The 19,485-nt window shown below is 70.5% G+C and carries 14 protein-coding genes; 9 read left to right on the top strand and 5 right to left on the bottom strand.

The features are described 5' to 3' along the window. Positions 1-117: 117 nt before the first annotated feature. From G4D83_RS43045 to G4D83_RS43035, 3 genes are all read left to right on the top strand, one after another. On the top strand, positions 118-654 hold the full coding sequence (locus tag G4D83_RS43045) for a GNAT family N-acetyltransferase (RefSeq protein ID WP_163870769.1): 537 nt from the start codon (positions 118-120) through the stop codon (positions 652-654). A gap of 243 nt (positions 655-897) precedes the next feature. Next, entirely contained in the window at positions 898-2,028 is a 1,131-nt protein-coding gene (locus G4D83_RS43040; RefSeq protein WP_240357141.1) for a glycoside hydrolase 64/thaumatin family protein, read from the top strand. Positions 2,029-2,065: 37 nt separating this feature from the next. Continuing rightward, entirely contained in the window at positions 2,066-3,298 is a 1,233-nt protein-coding gene (locus tag G4D83_RS43035; protein ID WP_163870768.1) for a hypothetical protein, read from the top strand. 94 nt (positions 3,299-3,392) lie between these two features. Here G4D83_RS43035 and G4D83_RS43030 read toward each other — a convergent pair whose 3' ends face one another. The 5 genes from G4D83_RS43030 to G4D83_RS43010 all read right to left on the bottom strand — a co-directional run bounded on the left by G4D83_RS43030 (position 3,393) and on the right by G4D83_RS43010 (position 13,157). After that, positions 3,393-4,316, bottom strand: a complete 924-nt coding sequence (locus G4D83_RS43030; protein WP_163870767.1) for a hypothetical protein — start codon at positions 4,314-4,316, stop codon at positions 3,393-3,395. A 61-nt stretch (positions 4,317-4,377) separates the two neighbouring features. Next, positions 4,378-5,688, bottom strand: a complete 1,311-nt coding sequence (locus G4D83_RS43025) for a sigma 54-interacting transcriptional regulator (protein WP_163870822.1) — start codon at positions 5,686-5,688, stop codon at positions 4,378-4,380. Positions 5,689-5,767: 79 nt separating this feature from the next. After that, positions 5,768-8,608 (bottom strand): serine/threonine-protein kinase, encoded by a 2,841-nt coding sequence (locus G4D83_RS43020; RefSeq protein WP_163870766.1) that lies wholly within the window; start codon positions 8,606-8,608, stop codon positions 5,768-5,770. A 240-nt stretch (positions 8,609-8,848) separates the two neighbouring features. Then, the gene (locus G4D83_RS43015; protein WP_205522854.1) at positions 8,849-11,242 is read right to left on the bottom strand and encodes an Ig-like domain-containing protein; all 2,394 of its coding nucleotides are present in this window, start codon (positions 11,240-11,242) and stop codon (positions 8,849-8,851) included. A gap of 265 nt (positions 11,243-11,507) precedes the next feature. Then, the gene (locus G4D83_RS43010) at positions 11,508-13,157 is read right to left on the bottom strand and encodes a type VI secretion system contractile sheath domain-containing protein (protein WP_163870765.1); all 1,650 of its coding nucleotides are present in this window, start codon (positions 13,155-13,157) and stop codon (positions 11,508-11,510) included. A 132-nt stretch (positions 13,158-13,289) separates the two neighbouring features. On the opposite strand from G4D83_RS43010, the gene G4D83_RS43005 reads away from it, so the two are divergent. From G4D83_RS43005 to G4D83_RS42980, 6 genes are all read left to right on the top strand, one after another. After that, positions 13,290-13,700 (top strand): hypothetical protein, encoded by a 411-nt coding sequence (locus G4D83_RS43005; protein WP_163870764.1) that lies wholly within the window; start codon positions 13,290-13,292, stop codon positions 13,698-13,700. Between the two features lie 240 nt (positions 13,701-13,940). Beyond that, positions 13,941-15,437: a CoA-acylating methylmalonate-semialdehyde dehydrogenase gene (gene mmsA / locus G4D83_RS43000; protein ID WP_163870763.1), complete on the top strand. Its 1,497-nt coding sequence runs from the start codon at positions 13,941-13,943 to the stop codon at positions 15,435-15,437. Between the two features lie 64 nt (positions 15,438-15,501). Continuing rightward, positions 15,502-16,749, top strand: a complete 1,248-nt coding sequence (locus tag G4D83_RS42995; protein WP_163870762.1) for a GTP cyclohydrolase II — start codon at positions 15,502-15,504, stop codon at positions 16,747-16,749. Then, complete coding sequence (locus G4D83_RS42990; protein ID WP_163870821.1) at positions 16,742-17,953, top strand: URC4/urg3 family protein; 1,212 nt, start codon at positions 16,742-16,744, stop codon at positions 17,951-17,953. The genes G4D83_RS42995 and G4D83_RS42990 overlap by 8 nt, the downstream gene beginning before the upstream one ends. A 27-nt stretch (positions 17,954-17,980) precedes the next feature. After that, on the top strand, positions 17,981-18,616 hold the full coding sequence (upp, locus tag G4D83_RS42985; RefSeq protein WP_163870761.1) for a uracil phosphoribosyltransferase: 636 nt from the start codon (positions 17,981-17,983) through the stop codon (positions 18,614-18,616). Between the two features lie 106 nt (positions 18,617-18,722). Next, the gene (locus tag G4D83_RS42980; RefSeq protein WP_240357140.1) at positions 18,723-19,262 is read left to right on the top strand and encodes an MXAN_0125 family MYXO-CTERM protein; all 540 of its coding nucleotides are present in this window, start codon (positions 18,723-18,725) and stop codon (positions 19,260-19,262) included. Positions 19,263-19,485 lie beyond the last annotated feature (223 nt).

The raw sequence follows: 19,485 nt of genomic DNA, 5'->3' as shown, positions 1-19,485 counted from the left end.
CAGCGTCGTTGGGCTCGCCCCCCCGCCCAGGTGCGTCCCACCCCTCCTTCAGGGGAAGCCCGGAGCGGAAAGCGAGACGGAAGCGCGTCACGCGCCCGCGTGTTATTGGCTGCCCGCATGAGCATCCGTGACTTGGTGGGTAGGGCTGTCATCCGCGAGATACGGCCCGAGGATGACGCGGCGGTGGGGGAGCTCCTGGTCGAGGCCTTCACCACGCAGTACGCGAAGAAGCTCCCCGACGTCGTCTACACCGACGAGCGCAAGCGGGAGCTGCGGGACGTGGCCGCTCGCCGCAAAATCGCTTCGCTGCTGGTGGCGGAGCTGGATGGCGAAGTCGTGGGCACCGTGGCCCTCTTTCCCCCGGGGGCTCCTGGCTCCGAGGCCTGGCTGCCTCGCGCCGCGGACCTGCGCGGCCTGGCCACCGCCGTGAAACTCCATGGCTCCGGGCTGGCGCAGCCCCTGCTCGACGCCGCGGAGGCGATGGCTCGACGCTGGGAGGTCGACGCCGTGTGCCTGCATGTCCGTCGCGGGGCGACCGGTGTGGCGCGCATGTACATGGCCCGTGGCTACCAGCGCGAGCCCGGGGGCGACCTGGACCTGCCCTCCGTGTACCTGGAGGCGTACGTCCTGTCCCTGAATCACACCACGCACTAGCGAGCGCACCGCCGAGTTCGGGCTCGGAGCCGCTCCGCGCCCTGATGACGGCGGTCATCAGCTCCCCGACGTCTGTCATCAGGCCCGCCCCCGTTTCGGGCCTGGCCTCACGTGTTTCCTCCGTGGTTCCAGGGACTTGGCGCACGGCCTCCCGCGTGGAGACCCTGGCACACCATGTGCTCAAGGGTCCTGCATCGGCCGACCCCATCGGTCCCTTCGCCCCCAGCCCCGAGGAACATCGTCATGGCGCTCTCCCCCATCTCCCGCCCCGTTGGTTCCTTCTCCGCCCCCTCGGTCTCCCCCCGCCCGGAGCTGTCGTCGCAGGCGATTCCCCCTCTCCCGAAGGCATCCTCGGCCCCGTCCCTCTTCCAGAAGGACGGCTTCGAGTCCGCCGGGGGCCTCAAGAGCGCCGAGGGTCTCCAGCAGCTCGTGAAGATGCTCGCCTCGCAGGTGCAGGTCCTCGGTGAGCTGGCGCAGGCGCTCGGGGCCGACAAGGCCGGCGGCCCGGGCAAGCTCGGTGAGGCGGGCATCCAGCCTCGCGTGGGCGGAGTGCGGAGCCCCGGCGTGCAGGGTGAGGGTGCGCCGAGCCTGGGGGGCCTCGACGGCGCTCAGCAGGCCGGGCTCTCGTCGTTCGAGGGCGGAGTGTCGGACCTGGGCGCGGAGGGCTCGGAGTTCGGCGGAGTCCCGGACCTGGGCTCATCGTTCGACCCCGGACTCTCGGAGCTGGGCCCGGAGGCGATGGGCGTTCCCGACCTGGGCGCCGAGTCGAGCATCCCGGACAGCATGCTCCCCCCGATGCCGGGCGCGTCCACCGCGCAGCCCAATGGCGTCAAGAAGGACGGCAACACCCTCACGCTCAACAACGACGGCAACAAGCCGATGACGGTGAACTTCACCCCCAACGCGGGCGAGAAGGCTGTCGACTCCATCACCCTCCAGCCCGGTGAGAATCGCACCGTGAAGTTCCCCGAGGGCTGGTCCGGCAACTTCCGCACCGACACCGGCGACGGCAAGAACGCCACCCTGGGGGAGGTGAAGTTCAACGGCGGGCACGGTCAGACGTACTACGACGTCAGCTACATCGAGGGCCACAACACCGCCATGACGATGGCGCCGGAGAGCGGTGGCCGGAAGTCCGGGACGCTCGACAACCTGCTTGCTTCCGCCCCCGACGCCGTGAAGGCCAAGGGCCCGGACGGCTCCGCGTACGGCATCAAGAAGACCACCACCTCGGATGTGCAGGACCCGTCGGTGGTAGACTTCTTCCGGAAGCACGTCGGCGCGGACCAGGGCTACGTCATCCCCAAGGACGACGCGAGCACGCTGGGAAGCGGCGACAGCAACATCGTCGTCCACTTGAAGAACCTCACCTGAGCCGCCTCGACGCACCGGCGTCGACCCCCTCGCACCCATGAGCGTCCGCTGGCCCCAGAATGGTCCCCGTCCCGGGGTCCCCCCCAGGCAGGCCAGGGAGGAAGCAGCTCGCGAGCAGGCGAAGCCCGCTGACTCCAAGTCCTCGAGCAAGCCCGCGGCGAAGGGCCCCACCACCGGGAAGCCGGCGACGGGAGGACGCGCCGGTGCCCGCCCCGCGGAGGGCGACAAGGACAGCGCCCAGGGAGGAGTCCATCGCGACGGGATGGAGTCCGGCACCCAGCGCGGCTCCGCGGAGGGCCTGGCCGGCGGCTCCGCTCGCGGTACCCCGGAAGGGCTCGCACCCGGCACCACCCGGGAGACGGCCCCCACCGCTCGCAACGCTCAGTCCACCCCGAACCCCGGGCAGGCGCCGCAGCTCCAGGACCCGAGGCTCGCGCGTCAGGCGCCCACCGTCTCCACCGAATCCGCGCGTGAGCGTGACGTCGCGGAGGAGGGCTCCAGCGAGGATGCCCGGGCCGCGCTCGAAGGCCGCGCCAAGCTGCGCGCCGCCGTGGTGGAGCGGCTCGTCCGAGGGCTCACCGAAGTCGAGCAGAAGCTGGCCGCGTTTCTGGAGAACCCCGGTCGCCAGGGCGTCGTCACCCTCCCGGTGGTCCTCAGCGAGAGCTCCGTCACGTACGAGTTCTGGAAGCTCGTCAGCGTCGAGGCCGATGACCGGAACTTCCTCTGCCACGCGCTCGGCCTGCCCGTCAGCACGGACGACGCGCCGCTGCTGATGACGCTCCGTGATGAGGTCCACGCGGCCTTCGGCGAGTTCCATCATTCACCTGAAGGCAAGCAGGCCCGCGCGGGCTACGAGGCGGTGCTGGCCCGCTACGAGACGGCGCGAATCCAGCCCGTCATCTCCGGCCATGACGTCGGCCCGGTCGCCGCCGAGTGCGCCCGTCTCCAACTGCCCTGTGGGCTGGAGTTCACCCGTTCGCTGCTGCTGTCCCCGCTGCAGCTCGCCGTCGCCCTGTCTCCGGAGGAGGGCACGGCGAAGCAGGTCATGGTCGCCGGCTTGACGCTGCCGCAGCTCGGCTCGCTGGTGGGCCACCTGCGCCGCCTCAACCCGATGCTCAACAACTCGCAGGTGCGGCAGTTCCTGCTGCTCGCCGCCACGGACATCAAGAACGCGCTTCGCAAGCCGCTGGGTGACGCGGAAGTGGAGCGCGTTCAGGAGCTGGCGAAGCAGCTCCTGCGCCTGCAGGCCATGGCGATGCTCCACGTCTGAAGTCGGCGCCTGGGTTCAGCCCACTCCATCAACAGACCCGCTGGCGATGCGACGCGCGGCGGGCATTGATGGAGGTGCTGGGGTTCAGCTCAGCTCAGGAGGACTCACGGGCGAAGTTCGCCTTGGACCGGGAGCCGCCACCCTCGGTGTTGCCGAGCGCCGCGGCCTTCTGGCCACCCTGCTCCGCGCGCTGCGCCTCGGTGGTGCCCTCGGCCTTCTCGACGACGAGCATTCCGCCGCTCTGGTGCTCGCGCCAACTGGTGCCGACCGCATCCTCCAGCTCGCCGGCCTCCAAAGAGACTGTCTTGCCGGTGCCAGGGTCCTTCACCTTGTACTTGCCCTGGTCGTCCTTGCCATCGACGGTGACCCAGTGCGCGCGGCCCTTGCCCGCGTCCTTCGCCGTCGGGTCCACCTTGTTCGAGTCCACCAGCACGGCGGCCTTGCCGTCGCGCTTCAGGGCCTCGTCCATCATGCCCCGGTCGAACGAGGTGGCGCTCTGGGTCACCTGCGCGCCCTCGTGCGCAATCATGTTGGACAGCTCGTGCGCCGTCGTCCCGCCGCCATCCGTGAAGCGCGACTCCAGCGCGTCCATCGCCGCTTCCTTCGTGGTGGCGCCTTGCGTCTCGGTGCCGTGCGACTTGCCCAGCATCATCGCCACCGCGGACCCGCAGTTGGAGTCCTTGGTCTGCTCGAGCACGGACGCGTCCTTGTCCCAGCCGCCAATCTCCGGCGCGGCCTGCGTCTTGGACAGGTCACTCACGCAGCCGACGGGGTTGGCCGTGGCGGGAGCGGACTCGCCCGAGGCCGCGGTGGCGGCGGAGAAGAGGTTCGTCAACGCGCGCCGGACCGCCTCCTGCGCGGCGAACGTGTCCGAGGGCGCCTCCACCGGCGTCGCGGCGGAGGGGGTCTGCTTCTGGAGCTCTTCGGCCTGCCCCGCGACGGGCACGCGCGGAACACCCGAGCGCGATTGCTCGACGACGGTGGACCGCACCAGGTTGGGGGGCAGGGAGATGCTCACGGGGGGCTCCGAGGCAGAGGGAGAGCGTGGGAGCCCAACCTACCTCAAAACCGGCCCGGCGTTAAGTCTCCCGCCCCGCGTCCAGCTCGTGCTTGCGCAGGAGTTTCTTCAAGTAGACACGGTCGATGTCCGCTTCTCGGGAGGCCCGGGAGATGTTGCCCTCGCAACGCTCCAGGAGGTTCTTGAGGTAGTCGCGCTCGAACCCCTCGATGAGCCGCTCCTTGGCCTCCTTGAAGGGGAGGTCCAGTTCGACCTTGGCGCCCCCCTCTCCGGAGGACTCCAGGTCCGGCAGGGCCTCCTCGCCCAGGCTCATCACCTGCTCCACCACGTTGCGCAGCTCGCGCACGTTGCCGGGCCAGGGGTACTGGGCGAGCAGCGCGCGCGTCTGGTCCGACAGCGCGCTGGGCGGACGGCCCGTGTTCTGGAGCATGTGGTCGATGAGCACCGGGATGTCCTCCGGGCGCTCGCGCAGGGCCGGCAGACTCACACGCAGCACGGCGAGCCGGTGGAACAAGTCCCGGCGGAACTTCCCCTGCGTCACCGCCTGCTCCAGATTCACGTGCGTGGCGGCGACCACGCGCATGTTCACCGTCTGGTAGTCGTTGCCGCCCACGCGCTTCACCTGCCGGCGCTCCAGCACGCGCAAGAGGCGGGGCTGGAGCTCCAGGGGCAGCTCGCCCACTTCATCCAGGAAGACGGTGCCGTTCTGGGCGCGCTCGAAGGCGCCCGCGCGGTCTCCCTGCGCGCTGGTGAAGGCGCCCTTCACGTGGCCGAACAGCTCGCTCTCGATGAGCGTGGGGGGCACGCCCGCCAGGTCCACGATGACGAAGGGGCCCTTCTTGCGCGGGCTCTGCTGATGGATGGCCTCCGCGCACAGGTCCTTGCCGGTGCCCGTCTCGCCCTGGATGAGCACGTCCGCGCCGCCGGGGGCCAGCCGCTCCAGCAGGGTGAAGGCCTCGCGCATCTTCCGGCTGTTGCCCACCAGCGCGCCGAAGCGGTCCTTGGAGGACAGGAGCACCGAGCGCTCGCGGGTGTCCTCCGCCATCAGCTTCAGTTCGGTGGTGCCCAGCGTAATCACGATGCCGGGGCGCAGCTCCAGGGACGTGAAGCGCAGCCGCTCGCAGAAGGAGCCGTTGTGCGAGTCCAGGTCCGTGGCCAGCACGTGCTCGTCATGCACCTCCAGGCGGAGGTGCTGGCGCGACACGGCCTTGTCATCCAGGACGATGTCGCACGTGGGGGCCTTGCCCAGCGTGTAGATGCCCTGCTTGAGCGGGTGCACCTTGCCGGAGTCAGGGCCCGAGAGGACCTTGAGCACCATCTTCACCTGACCGGCACGGCCCCGCGTCAGCGTGGCCGTGGCATCCAGGTTCATCTCGTCGTCATCCGGCGGCGCTGACACGGCGTGGACGGTAGCACTTCCGGGGAAGGCCGCCACCCGTCAGTCGCGGCTCTCACCTCCTCCGAGGGCGAGCAGGCGCGCGGATGGGCTTCAGGGGTGCGGGCGCGGGCAGGGCCGCGAGGAAGGTGTCCACCTCTCCCACGCGCTCGTCCATCCCCGCCTCCGTGAACCAGCCCCGTGCGCGCGTGGCCTCACCCCGCGCCTCCGGTGACTGGCCCGACTTGACGAGCGCCTTCGCCAACGCGAAGCCGGACTCCGCCAGCGCATCCGGCGGCGCGGAGGCGAACGTCACCGCCAGGCGCAGGGGCTCCACCGACTCGCCCACGCGGCCCAGGCCGAGCAGCGCCTGTCCCACCCCGTCGTAGGACGGCTGGAGCTTCTCGTCGTCCGCGGGCAGCGCCTTGCGCTTGAGCGCGAGTGCCCGCTCGTAGGTCTTCAGCGCGTCCTCGAAGCGGCCCAGGCCGAGCTGGCACATGCCCACCTCGTCCAGCGTCTCCGCGAACTTGGGGCTGTCAGCGCCGTAGATGGCCTGGGTGATGTCCGCCACCGCTTGTGCATGAGGCAGCGCCTTGTCGTCCTGCTTCAGCTCGCGCAGCGTCATGGACAGCAGGCCATGGCGTCGGGCCACGTCCGGGTGCTGTGGCCCCATGGCGGCGGTGGTCTTCTGGAGCGCGTCCTCCATCAGCGCCAGCGCGCGCGGGGAGTCGCCGAGCTCATGCACCACGTGCGCGAGCAGGTACGTCGTCCGCGCGCGCTTGGGGTGTTGCGCGGGCAGGGACTTCTCATAGAGGGCGCTGGCCTCCTCCAAGCGCGCCTTCGCTTCTTCGTACTGGTCTTGCGAGATGGCGAGGTTGCCCTGGTTGACGCGCACGTCGCCCAGCAGCACCGGGTCTCCACCCAGTCGCTCCAGCGTGGCCTCCGCGAGCGCGCCCCAGCGGGCCGCGGGCTCGTAGTGCTTCAGCCCGTCCTCCACGAAGAGCAGCTTGTTGAGGGCCGTGACTTTCAACCGGTCCGCGTGGCCGGCCTCCGCGTCGAACACCGCGCTCGACAGGAGCTTCGCGGCCTCGGGCGACTCGCCCACCTGCTCCAGCAACCAGCCATTCAGGAAGCGCGTCTCCGCGCGCAGCGGCAGATAGCCCGTGGCCTCCACCGGCGCGACGAGCGCCTTCACCGCCTCCAGCGCCTGCGGGTGCTTGCCGGCATCCATCCGCGCGCGGACGTGGGAGAGCTTCTCCTCCAGCGTCTCGATTTCCGCGCGGCGCACCGGGTCCGTGGGCAGGCGCTGCCGCTCCGCCAGGGCCTCCGTGTCCTCGCACTCCGCCAACGAGGGCAGCGCGAGCGCGGCGTCCAGGGACTTCTCCACCAGGGCCGCGTCCGCGCTCGACAGCAACTCCACCGTGGCGTGGAAGTCCTTGCGGCGGCGCTCCAGGCACACGAGCTGCCGGTCCAACTGCTCCTCGGGTTTGACGCCCTGCACGCGCGTGGCCTCACAGGCCTGTACGCGCTGGAGCTTCCACGTGTCGGCGTATTCACCGAGCGCCGTGGACACGCTCTGGGCCATGCCTTCGGCGAAGGGCCTGCCCGTGGCCTGGAACGCGGTGGTCAGCTTTTCGCGCGCGGTGGGAGACCACTCGCCGTCCATCTGCGCGCCGGCATCCACGCACACGCGCGACTGCTGCCACGCGGCGCCGCCCGTCAGCGCGAGCGTCGCCGTCAAGGCACTGGCGGCCGTCACCCACCTGCGGCGCAGCGTGCGGCGATGCTCCTGCGACAGGGCCTCCAGCAGCGCGGCCATGGACGGGTAGCGCGCGTCCGTCTCCAGCGCCAGGCCACGCAGCACGACGTCTCGCACCCAGCCGGGCACCTGGGTGTCGCGCGGCGGCTCGCGCACGGCGGGTACCGGTATCGTCGAGGCCGAGGTCGAGGGCATGGCGCCAGGTCGCTGCGAGCCCAGCGACTCGGTGCGCTCGGACTCGACGCTGACGGCGGTGCTGGAGAAGGCATAGGCCCGCAGGCTGCCGGGCTCGAAGGGCCGTGCGCCGAAGAGGGCGCCGTAGAGCGCGGCGCAGAAGCTGAACTGGTCCGTGCGCCCGTCCAACGTCGCGCCCCGGAATTGCTCAGGGGACATGTAGTTGGGCGTGCCCACCATCAACCCGCGCTCGGTGAGCGTCGTGTCCAGCATGCGCCGCCCGGACGAGGAGGCCAGGGCCTCGCGCGCCGCCTCGGGCAGGGGCTCCTCGTCCTCGGGAGGCAAGTCGCCCATGGTGCGCGCGAGGCCGAAGTCCGTGACGTAGACGCGGCCCGCGCGGCTCACCAGCACGTTGGCGGGCTTGAAGTCGCGGTGCACCAGGCCCGCCGCGTGCGCGGCCTCCAGGCCCCGGCCCGCTTCCACATAGCGCGTCACGATTTCGCGCCAGGAGCGCGGCGAGGCCTTCAGCCACGAGGCCAGCGTGCCGCCGTCCACCAGCTCCATGGCCACGAAGACCTGGTCGCCCCACATGCCCACGTCGAAGACGGGGATGACGTTGGGGTGGGAGACGCGCGCCATGGCCTGCGCCTCTCGCAAGAGCCGGGCGCGGGCCTCCTCCGAGTTGTCATGCCGGCCATCCGGATGCAGCAGCTTGAGCGCCACCTTGCGGTCCAGGTCCGGGTCATAGGCGGCGTACACCACGCCCATGCCGCCCTGGCCCAGCCGCCTCAGGAGCAGATAGCGGCCAATCTGGGAGAAGGGCGGCACGGCGCGGCGAGCCTCGTCGGGCCCCGTCCCGGAGAGGTCCTCCCTCGGGCCGGTGCCCTGGGGGCCAGTGCCCACGGGGCCGGCGCCCAGGTCTTGCGTGCCGGTGTCCTCCTGACCCGTGCCCGCGTCCCGCCCGCCTGTGTCTCTTCTCGTCATGTCTGGCGCACCTCGGGGGCGGAGTGTAGCCAAGCTCTCGCGACAACCCGAGTTCTCCGCCGCCGTGCGTCAGTGCCTGCTTGCCTGAGGACCCGAAGTCCCCCGGCTCCAGGGACGCGTCATGAGGCGGGGGGCTCGAGCTCATCCCTCGGAATCGGGAGGTTCGACCCTGGCGCGGCCCCACCCATGGCGACCTCGATGCGCGCCTCCCTCACGAGCTGGGAGGCGCGCATCGGGGATTCAGTACACCACCACCGAGGCGTAGACGCTGGTGCCGTTCGTGTAGGCCACCAGGGCTCCGCCGTTCGACGGGAGCGCGGCGACTCCTGGCGAGGCGCCTGGCCCCACGGTCCTGGCATCCACGGTCAGAATCGTGGCGGCCCCGACGAGCATCCGGTCCAACTGGATGTTTCCCGTCCCTCGTTGGGAGGCGATGTAGCCGTTGCCGAGCGCATCCGCGTCAATCGACCGGAAGGGACCGGGAGCGACGTCCGTGGGGAGGCCGGGCACCTGGGTGCTCGTCCCCGGCGCGGACATGGGGATGACGTCCACGTTGTCGTCCCCGAAGGAGCCCGTGGTGTAGATGAAGCCGTTGGAGCCCGTCCAGTCCGAGAAGAAGGCCTGCCCCGGCGGGGAGCTCAGCGGGCCGAAGGTGGTCCCCTGGTCGCTGCTGCGACGGATGCGGAAGGCGGGGTCGTCGCTCACCGAGAAGACGTCTCCGCTGATCTTGTCCACGATGACGTCGAAGAAGGCATTGCTCTGGTCCACGTCTGTCGCGATGAAGTCGTTCGCGCCTCGCGCGAAGTTCCGGAGGACGCGGACCCCGACGCCGCCTCGCGAGACGGAGATGTAGAGGGCGTCGCCCCTGGAATCCAGACTGAGGGTGGGGTTGGCCGCCGGGCTGAGGGTTCGCGGCGCTTCCCAGCTCGCTCCCGCGTCGACGGTCCGGGTGAATATCAGCACGCCCGGGTTCGCCGTCGCCGCGACGTAGGCGACTCCCGTGGGGCCACCTTCAATCGCGACCTCCGCCGCGTTGGTGATTCCCAGGGGCGTGGGCCCCACCCAGGTGAGGCCACGGTCCACGCTCACGCTGACATGGACCGCGCCACCGCACGTCATGACGGCGTAGAAGCGCCCCAGCGCATCCACCGCCACCTTGCGCCCCGTGTTCGAGTTGGCGGTGGTGCAGTTCAGCGTCCCGCTGATGAGCGTGGGGGGCACATTCGAGAAGGCATCCAACTGGCACGTGGCGTCGCAGCCATCCCCGGGAGTCGTGTTGCCATCGTCGCACTGCTCTCCCGTGAGGCTGTCGACCAGGCCGTCACCGCACACCTCCACGCCCTGGCAGTCCGCTCGGCAGCCATCCCCCGCGACGCGGTTGCCGTCGTCACACACCTCGCCCGAATCGAGGAAGCCGTCGCCACAGACAGGCGGCCCCCTGACAGTGAGGGTGATGGTGGCGGTATTGGAGGTCAGCGCGCCGTCGCTGGCCGTGAAGGTGAACGAGTCCGCCCCCTGGAAGTCCGCGTTTGGCGTGTAGAGCAACAGGGCGCCCGTCCCGGACAGGGTTCCGTTGGCGGGAGGAGTCGTCACGGTGTACGTGAGCGTGTCCCCTTCCACGTCCGTGGCCACCAACGTGATGGGCGTCGACGTGTTGTAGTTCACCGTCACCGAGGCGGAGGCGGCCACGGGTGCGTCGTTGACCGGCGTCACCGTGACGAAGAGGGTGGCCGTTGCCTGCTTCGCTCCGTCGGAGACAGTGACTTGGAAGGAGTCCGCTCCGGCGAAGTTCGCGTCCGGGGTGTACGTCACCGAGGCCCCCGTGCCCGTGAGCGTGCCGTGGCTCGGCGTGGTGTAGGAGAAGGTTAGCGCGTCGCCATCCGGGTCCACCGCGGGGATGGTGATGTTCACCGCGGTGTCCTCGGGGGTGGTCGCGTGGACGTCCTCGACCGTGGGCGCTGAGTTGTTGTCGCAGACGCTCGGCTGTCCCGTGCAGGTGTAGCCCGGCTCCACCTCGCAGACACTGTCACAGCCGTCTCCGGAGAGTTGGTTGCCGTCGTCACAGACTTCGGCCCCGGCAATCACCCCGTCACCACAGATGGGCCGGATGGACGTCTCCACCGCGTCCACCTGGTAGGGCCCGAACAACGCGCCCCGCAGGCGCACGTAGCGATAGGGATAGTTCCCGGGGTACCTCGCCACCGCGACATGGGTCCCCAGGCCCAGGTGCAGCAGGCTGGAGCCGACGGAGGTCCCATCCGCTTTCAGGAAGTCCACCTGGGCCACCAGCAGCACCGACAGGCCCCGGTAATAGACGCGCAGGTCTCCAGTGCCCTCCTCGCCCTGCCCCAGGTCCAGCACCAGCGCCGAGAGCAGGCCCGGTATCGTCGCCCGCTGCTCGTCCGGTGCGCCCAGCGCCCTGTTCGGATGGAGCACCGCCAGCGTGGTGCCCGGCGCCACCGCGTCCGCATACAAATCCCACGGCGGCGCGAGCTCCTGGCTCACTTGCGTCAATGCCTCATCGCCTTCCGCCGCCGCCCCTTCGTCGACGGGCTCCACCCCGCACGCAGCCAGCAACAACACCAGCGTCGCCCGCAGCCCCCACGACAGCGAGGCATGTGTAAGGCTTCTCATTGGATGGCTCCCCCCAAGGAGCAGGATGAAACCCAGAATGGGCCGTTCCCCTCATGGAATGAATCACATCCCTTGTCACAGTCGGTTTGTTCGCGCGCAATACGCGGAGGGCCAACGTCGTCCGGCAGCCAGTCGACAAGCACTCGGGGGCCAGGGATTCAAGAGTCCCTGACATTCATCCGCCTGTTTCAGCGTCTTCTTGAAGACAGACGCCGTGCCCGCGGACGTCTGTCTCAATGCCTGTCGGTATGGCGCCTCGATTTCGTCAGGCGCGCAGCGGCAGGGTGAAGGCGAGCTGGAAGCGGGTGCCGGCGTGCTCGGGCCGGACGGTGGCGGTGACGTGGACGCCGTGGCCGTTGCCGGTGGGGACGACCTCGCCCTTGAGCTGGCCGTCCTCGGTGGCGCCCCGGAAGAGGAACACCTCCGCGGCCTGCGAGAAGATGGAGGCGACCTCCGCGTTGCCGGAGCCGGGCGGCAGTTGGTCCCTCACCCACGTCGCGAAGCGGACGATGCGGCCGGTGAGCACCTGGGCCGGAAGCGGCACCGCGTAGCCGCCGCCGTACACCGTGGGCGCCCCCGCCAGCAGCACCGCGTCCGCGTTGCGCCCGCTGCCCAGGCCCAGCACGCCGTTCTCCTCCAGCTTCGCCTGCGCGCGGATGGGCAGGAAGACCTCGGTGGGGATGGACAGGCCCTTCTCGCGGCCGGAGGGAATCTCCCACGTCGTCGGGGCGCGCACGCCTCCGGCCTGGCCGAAGATGCGCGCGAAGGCGCTGGTGTCGCGGAAGCTGGACGCGAGCATCGCCGCCACCGCGAGCGCGGGGCTGGTGAAGGCCGCGCGCTTCGCCCGGGCCTCGCTGGCCACGACGACGCGGTTGACGACGGCGCACAGCCACCGCGAGGACTCATCCTGGCGCAGCTCCGTCCACGACTCCGACACGTGCTCCCGGCCCTCCTCCAGGCCCAGGGACAGCTCGTCCGGGGACAGGCCCAGGAGCGACGGGGCCACGGCGGCGATGATGGGGAGCTGCGCGAGCTCGCCCATCGCGGCCAGGCGCGCCAGCACCGCGACGTCATCGTTCGTGTCCATCACGAAGACGGCGTCGGGCCGGTCGAACGGCTCGCCGGAGAGCGCGGCGTCGAGCGCGCCGAGCAAATCCCCCCGGCTCACGTCGAGCACCTCCACCGCCATGCCCGCGGACGCGGGGCACTGGTCCACCAGCCACTTGAGGCCGCGCCACGCTGACTCCAGCCGGGCCACGGGCTCCGCGATGAGCACGTCGTTCGCGCAGCGCAGCACCGTCTCGTCCAGCAGGTCCCTCACGGACTTGCGCGCGGCCGTGGCGGGCGCGGACGTCGATGAGCCCGAGGCCGGCGCGCGCGGGTTGAGGGCCTTCACGAACGCATCCACGGCGCGGGCCGCGGTGGCGGGCGAGGGGGGCTCGGCCTGGTTGAGCAGCGCCTCCACCAGGGCCGCGTCATTGGACGACACGGCGGGCGCGGGAGTCGGTGCGGGCCGCGGCGGAGGCGCCGCGTCACGCAGGGCCGCGGCCACCGCTTCGGGCAGGCGGCCCGGGCCGGTGATGGCCTCCACGCGCCTCGCCGCCTCCTCGGGCGACAGGGCGGGGGTGAGCTGGTCTCGCAGCGCGTGCAAGTCGCGCAGCGCGGGGATGCGGGTGAGCACGTCGGCGACGCCGAAGTCGCGCAGCCGCTCGAAGGACAGCTCCAGGGCGCGGGTGTCGTCGGCGCCCAGCCGGTCCGGGACGATGAAGCGCACGTGGCTGGCGGCCTTGGCGAGCTCGCTGGCGAAGGTGTCGGAGCTCACATGAAAGCGACGGCCCGAGGGTGTGGAGGAGAACGCTCCCGCCACCAACCACCGCACGCGAGCACCCTCGGCACTGCTTCCGCTCTGACTCATGCACCGCCCCATCCGTGAGTAAGGCGCGGCACGTTAGCCCGAGGGAGGTGTTCTCCGCGAAGGCATGGCGGTTTCCCACACCTTTCCAAACCCCTTGCATCGCTCCCACCCAGGCCCCAGCCTCCACCCGCCATGTCCATCCGCAAGGACTACATCGAGCGCCTCGTCGAGCAGTTCGCCGAAGCCCTGTCCCGGCTCCTCAAGGCCCGCCAGGAGAAGCGCTTCGCCGAGGCGGCCGGGCTCATCCGCTCCACCGCGCTGGACACGCTGGGCATGGAGTACGACGCCCTGCTGATGGTGGACGCGGCCTCCACCTCGCGGATGCTCGGGGACCCCTTGCGGGTGAAAATCCTCGCCCGGCTCGTGGCCGAGGACGGAGAGCTGCACCTGGAGCAGGGCGACACGCGGACCGCCACCGCGCGCTTCCACTCCGCGCTCGCGCTGTATGCCGAGTCCCGCGCCCTGGGCCGCCCCCATGACGACGAGGACACCGCCGTCCTCACCCGCCTGCGCGCGTGGCTGGGGCCCGCCGCCTCCGCTTGAAAGACAGCACTCCCACCTGAGTCCACTCCCACCCCTGTTCCTTTCGATGACGCGTCGCGGCCTTCGTGACGCCATGCATTAAAGGAAGATGAGGCTTCGCGAGAGCAGGTCCTCTTTCCGACAGGGAAGTGCTCGGTTGCCGGACACTCGGCGGCCGCGCTGACAGGCTTTCTGGGGGGTGGGTTGCCGATCTGTCTGCATTCCCGGATACGATGAGGTGCACGTCCTCACCCGAATTTTATGGGGGTGCGCTTGTCGTTCGTTGAGCTTCCGCAGAGCGTTGTTCCGTGTCGAAACCTGGTGGGCGGCGAGTGGCGGGTGCCTCAAGGCGCGCAACTGCTGGACGTACGCAGTCCGTACACCGGCACCGTCATTGGCCGAGTTCCACTCACCTCCGCGGCGGGTGTAGCCGAAGTGGTGGAGGCCGCGCGGGCCGCGGCGCCCCAGTGGGCCGCCACGTCGCTGCGTGAGCGCACCCAGTTGCTCTTCCGCTTCCGATATCTCTTGGAGCAGCACCTCTCGCGGCTGTCGAACCTGGCGGCGAGCGAGGCGGGCAAGACGGTGGCGGAGGCGCGCGCCGGACTGCTCAAGGGCATCGAGGTGTGCGAGTTCGCGCTGTCGCTGCAGAACCTGGACAGCGGCGCGCACATGGAGGTCAGCCGGGGCGTCACGTGTGAGCTGCGCCGCGAGCCGTTGGGCGTCGTCGCGGGAGTCACGCCCTTCAACTTCCCGGCGATGGTGCCCATGTGGATGTTCCCCATCGCGGTGACGCTGGGCAACGTCTTCATCCACAAGCCTTCGGAGAAGGTGCCCCTCACCGCGTGCGCGCTCGGCGAGCTGATGCTGGAGGCGGGCTATCCGCCCGGCGTCTTCTCCATCGTCCACGGTGGCAAGGAGGCGGTGGACGCGCTGGTGGCGCACGAGGACGTGAAGGCGCTGGCCTTCGTCGGCTCGTCCGCGGTGGCGCGGCACCTGTATGCGGAGGGCAGCAAGCGCGGCAAGCGGGTGCTGGCGCTGGGTGGCGCGAAGAACCACCTCATCGTCGCGCCGGACGCGGACCCTGAACTGACGGCGCAGGCCGTGGTGGACTCGTTCACCGGCTGCGCGGGGCAGCGCTGCATGGCCGGCAGCGTGGTGCTCGCGGTGGGCAACGTGGAGTCGCTGCTGGCGGATATCGTCCGCCGCGCGGGGAGCATCGAGGTGGGTCCGGGCATGGGCGCCATCATCGACAAGGGCGCGGTGGACAGGCTGGAGACGGCCATCGACAAGGCCGCGTCGGAGGGCGCCAGGCTGGCGCTCGACGGGCGGGGTCGCCGTCCCAAGGGAGACACGTGGGCCGGTGGCAACTGGCTGGGCCCGTCCATCCTGGACCAGGTGCGGCCGGACATGGAGGCCGCGCGGCGTGAGCTGTTCGGCCCGGTGCTGTCCATCATCCGGGTGCCCACGCTGTCCGCGGCGCTCGCGGTGGAGAACGCGTCGCCCTACGGCAACGCGGCGTCCATCTTCACCACCAGCGGCATGGTGGCGCAGACGGTGGTGGAGGGCGTGCGCGCGGGCATGGTGGGCGTCAACGTGGGCGTCCCCGTCCCGCGTGAGCCCTTTTCTTTCGGCGGCACCGGCGAGTCGCGCTTCGGCCACGGGGATATCACCGGGCCGTCCGGACTCGACTTCTGGACGCAGCTCAAGAAGGTCACCCGCAAGTGGTCGGCGCGCACCGACGGCTCCTGGATGAGCTGAGTCGCGCGCCCTCACGTCCACTTCGCCCGAGCTCCAAAAACGCGCCCGCAAGGAGGGCGCTCCCATGGCAGACAAGAAGCCCGTCAATTCCATCCGCCTCACCTCGCATCCAGATGGGGACGCCGTCTCCATCCGTTGGGGAGAGGCGGACCCGACGCGCCGAGGCCCCGTGGTGGCCACGCTCACCGAGCCCGCGCACCGCAACGTCATCGGTACGCACGCCGGCTCCTACGCCGTCTATCGCGCGCTCGCCGTGGCCGCCGGCATGCTGCCGCAGGACCACCGCGCCGACCTGAAGGACACCTCGCCCGCGGCGCGGATTGGCCCGCACCCGTCCTGGAGCAACCCGGACCGGATTGTGTCGTTGGACCCGTGGGGCGCCGTCGCGCCGCAGGCGTTCAGCGCGCAGTCCGAGCAGGGCATCGACTTCCGTCCCACCATCGCCGTCACCCGCGCGCACATCAACCTGCCGGAGCTGCGCGACGCGGTGGTGGCGGGCCGCCTCAAGCCCGACGGTGACCTGCTCACCGCCAACGGCGACATCAAGGTGGTGAAGGCCGCGGTGGACCCGGTGTGGCACCTGCCGGGCATCGCCAAGCGCTTCGGCATGACGGAGAACGCGCTGCGCCGGGGCCTCTTCGAGCAGACCGGCGGCATGTTCCCGGAGCTGATTACCCGCCCGGACCTGCACGTCTTCCTGCCGCCCATCGGCGGGCTCACGCTGTACGCCTTTGGAGACATCAACTCGGTGTCCAACAAGGACATCCCGTTGGCGGTGCGCGTGCATGACGAGTGCAACGGCTCCGACGTGTTCGGCAGCGACATCTGCACCTGTCGTCCCTACCTGGCCCACGGAATCGAGGAGTGTGTCCGCACGGCGCAGGCGGGCGGCGCGGGCGTCATCGTCTACTTGCGCAAGGAGGGCCGCGCGCTGGGCGAGGTGACGAAGTTCCTCGTGTACAACGCGCGCAAGCGGCAGGAGGGCGGCGACTCCGCGGCCACCTACTTCCAGCGCACCGAGTGCGTGGCGGGCGTGCAGGACATGCGCTTCCAGGAGCTGATGCCGGACGTGCTGCACTGGCTGGGCATCACCCGCATCCACCGCTTCGTGTCGATGAGCGACATGAAGCACGACGCGATTGTTCGCTCGGGCATCGAAATCCTGGAGCGCGTGCCGATTCCGGAGGAGCTCGTCCCCGCGGACGCGAAGGTGGAGATGGAGGCGAAGAAGGCGGCGGGCTACTTCACCAAGGGGCCCGTGGCGGACGCGACGGCGCTGACCCAGGTGAAGGGGCGTGGCCTCGATGTCTGAGCAGCCGCTGGCGAGGGCGGACGTGTCCCCGGCGGTGGCGTGGCTGCGCACGCCGGCCGCCATCCGCGAGCGCTGCCACCAGCTCCTCGACCTGGGCCTGGCCGGCAAGCTGTCGCACTTCCGGGTCGAGCCCTCGCGGCTGCCGGTGGTCGTCGACACCGTGCTGAGCGTGACGCGAGAGGCGTACCCCACGCTGGACATCCCCGTGCACAGCCGCTGGCGCCACTTCGACGCGGGCGGCGTGCAGCGCGTGGCGGAGCTGGAGGCGCGGCTGAAGGACGCCACGCCGCAGGAGCGCGCGCGGGCGAAGCTGGACCTCGCGGTGGTGAGCGTGCTCCTGGACGCGGGCAGCGGCCCGAAGTGGAGCTACCGCGAGCAGGGCGGCGCGACGTGGGCGCGCTCGGAGGGGCTGGCGGTGGCCAGCTTCCGCATGTTCATGGACGGCCTCTTCTCCTCGGACCCGGACCGGCCGCTGCGCGCGGACGCGGAGGCGCTGGGGCGCTTGTCGCGCGAGGCGCTGGCGCGCGGGCTCCAGGTCTCCGACACGAATCCGCTGGATGGCTTGGACGGACGGCTGCACCTGATGCACGGCCTGTCGCGCGTGCTGCCCCGGCCCGGCACGCTGCACGACATCGTCGCCGCGCAGGGGCGGAGCGTGAGGGGCTCGGAGCTGCTCGGCGTGGTGCTGGAGACGCTGGGCCCCATCTGGCCCGGCCGCGTCATGGTGGACGCGGTGAACCTGGGCGACGTGTGGCCGCACTCGGCGCTGGGCGCGGTGGAGAGCGTGGACGCGCTGGTGCCCTTCCACAAGCTGTCACAGTGGCTGACGTACTCGCTGGTGGAGCCGCTGGCGGAGGCGGGCGTGCGGGTGGTGGAGCTGGACGGCCTCACCGGCCTGCCCGAGTACCGCAACGGCGGCCTCTTCGTGGACCTGGGCGTGCTGGTGCCCAGGGACGAGCGGCTCACCCAGGAGGCGCTGCACCCGAGCGAGGAGCCCATCGTCGAGTGGCGCGCGCTGACGGTGGCGCTGTTGGACCGCGTGGGGGCGCTGGTGCGAGGCCGGCTGGGGATGACCGCGGAGGAGCTGCCGCTGGCGAAGGTGCTGCAAGGCGGGACGTGGACGGCGGGGCGCAAGGTCGCCGCCGAGCGACGCCCCGGAGGCGTGCCGCCGATTCGCGTCGAGAGCGACGGAACGGTGTTCTGACAACCGCTGACCGAAAGGGAGGACGCAATGGAGTTCCCCAACTGCACCGTGGTGGACCATCCGCTGGTGAAGCACAAGCTGACGTTGATGCGCCGCGCGGAGACGAGCACCGCCTCCTTCCGGGCGCTGCTGCAGGAAATCTCCCTGCTGCTGGCCTACGAGGCCTTGCGGGACTTGAAGGTCCGCGACGAGGAGATTCAGACGCCCATGGCGCCCATGAAGGCGCCGGTGCTGGAGGGCAAGAAGCTGGTGCTGGTGGCCATCATGCGCGCGGGCCAGGGCATCCTCGACGGAATGCTCCAGCTCGTGCCCTCCGCGCGCGTGGGCCACATCGGCCTGTATCGGGACCCGGAGACGCTCACTCCGGTGGAGTACTACTACCGGGTGCCGGGCCAACTGGCGGACCGCGACGTGGTGGTGTGTGACCCGATGCTCGCCACGGGCAACTCCGCGGTGGCGGCGCTCCAGCGGGTGAAGAAGAGCAAGCCCGGCTCGCTGCGCTTCGTCTGTCTGCTGGCGTGTCCGGAGGGCCTGGCCAACCTGCGCGAGCACCACCCGGACGTGCACGTGTACACGGGCGCGGTGGACGAGCGCCTCAACGAGCACGGCTACATCCTCCCGGGCCTGGGCGACGCGGGAGACCGGCTCTTCGGCACCAAGTAGCCGCACCCAGGCAGTTGCCTCCGGCAACGATGTTTTGGCTGTACCCGCTGGCGCGCGACAGGATGCGCGCCGCGGGGGCCAGCACGTCGAGACGGAGGTACGCGGGATGCGAGCGAGGACTTTCTGGCCCCGGAATGGGGCCGCATGGCTTGGGTGGCTGCTGCTGACAGGGCTGGGTGGCGCGCTGGCGGCCCACGCGGAGAGCGACCCGTGTGACTGCGTCACCGACCGTCAGAGCGTGGTGTCAGAGATGCCATGCCTCATCATCGCCGCCTATTCGAGCTGTGGCGCGAGCACGGTGCGCAATGCCTGCGACACGCCGGTGACGTTGGTGAGCTGGCCGCTCGTCGGTTGCGCGGATGGGCTGTGTGATTTGGAACTCCAGCCGAACGAGCAGGCCTCCTTTCACTTCGCGGACGGGCGGGGGCGGTCCTCGTCCATGAAGTGGGGCGTGGAAGAGCGCTTCGAGGAGGAGACCTTCACCGTCTCCGTCGATGGCGAGGAGCGCGACCTCGTCGTCTCCGCGAGCGTGTCGTGTGTGACGGGGAAGGAGTCACCGAGTGGCTGCGCGTCCTCGCCGGGAGGGATTGCGCTCGCGGGCGTGCTGGCGCTGCTCGGCGGCTGGCGTCGCGCCCGTAATCGCTGACGGGGGGGGCGGACAAAGACAGGCACGGAACCTGGGTTCTGTCCGAGACGGAGCCGGGCTACACCTGCGACGGGCACCGACCGAGCGTATCGACGAGGGCTCCCTGACCACCGACACATGCGGGCTGGATTCGCGGTGTGTCAATACGCCCGGAAGCTTCGAGGCAGATGGGTCAACTCCCTGTCTCGCGGGGGATGCGGCTGCTGGATGGCTGACGTCCCCG

Origin of the sequence: Myxococcus eversor, assembly GCF_010894455.1 — a bacterium.
In the GTDB taxonomy this organism is placed as follows: domain Bacteria; phylum Myxococcota; class Myxococcia; order Myxococcales; family Myxococcaceae; genus Myxococcus; species Myxococcus eversor.
Note: the sequence above shows the minus strand (reverse complement) of the source record. Positions and strands in the feature narration are given on the sequence as shown.

Excerpts from the sequence above, each read along its gene's own strand:
- G4D83_RS43025 (WP_163870822.1), bottom strand. The coding sequence starts at position 5,688 with ATGAACCTGGATGCCACGGCCACGCTGACGCGGGGCCGTGCCGGTCAG.
- G4D83_RS43015 (WP_205522854.1), bottom strand. The coding sequence starts at position 11,242 with ATGAGAAGCCTTACACATGCCTCGCTGTCGTGGGGGCTGCGGGCGACG.
- G4D83_RS43045 (WP_163870769.1), top strand. The coding sequence starts at position 118 with ATGAGCATCCGTGACTTGGTGGGTAGGGCTGTCATCCGCGAGATACGG.
- G4D83_RS42995 (WP_163870762.1), top strand. The coding sequence starts at position 15,502 with ATGGCAGACAAGAAGCCCGTCAATTCCATCCGCCTCACCTCGCATCCA.
- G4D83_RS43040 (WP_240357141.1), top strand. The coding sequence starts at position 898 with ATGGCGCTCTCCCCCATCTCCCGCCCCGTTGGTTCCTTCTCCGCCCCC.
- G4D83_RS43010 (WP_163870765.1), bottom strand. The coding sequence starts at position 13,157 with ATGAGTCAGAGCGGAAGCAGTGCCGAGGGTGCTCGCGTGCGGTGGTTG.
- G4D83_RS43035 (WP_163870768.1), top strand. The coding sequence starts at position 2,066 with ATGAGCGTCCGCTGGCCCCAGAATGGTCCCCGTCCCGGGGTCCCCCCC.
- mmsA (WP_163870763.1), top strand. The coding sequence starts at position 13,941 with ATGGGGGTGCGCTTGTCGTTCGTTGAGCTTCCGCAGAGCGTTGTTCCG.
- G4D83_RS42980 (WP_240357140.1), top strand. The coding sequence starts at position 18,723 with ATGCGAGCGAGGACTTTCTGGCCCCGGAATGGGGCCGCATGGCTTGGG.
- G4D83_RS43020 (WP_163870766.1), bottom strand. The coding sequence starts at position 8,608 with ATGACGAGAAGAGACACAGGCGGGCGGGACGCGGGCACGGGTCAGGAG.
- G4D83_RS43005 (WP_163870764.1), top strand. The coding sequence starts at position 13,290 with ATGTCCATCCGCAAGGACTACATCGAGCGCCTCGTCGAGCAGTTCGCC.
- upp (WP_163870761.1), top strand. The coding sequence starts at position 17,981 with ATGGAGTTCCCCAACTGCACCGTGGTGGACCATCCGCTGGTGAAGCAC.
- G4D83_RS42990 (WP_163870821.1), top strand. The coding sequence starts at position 16,742 with ATGTCTGAGCAGCCGCTGGCGAGGGCGGACGTGTCCCCGGCGGTGGCG.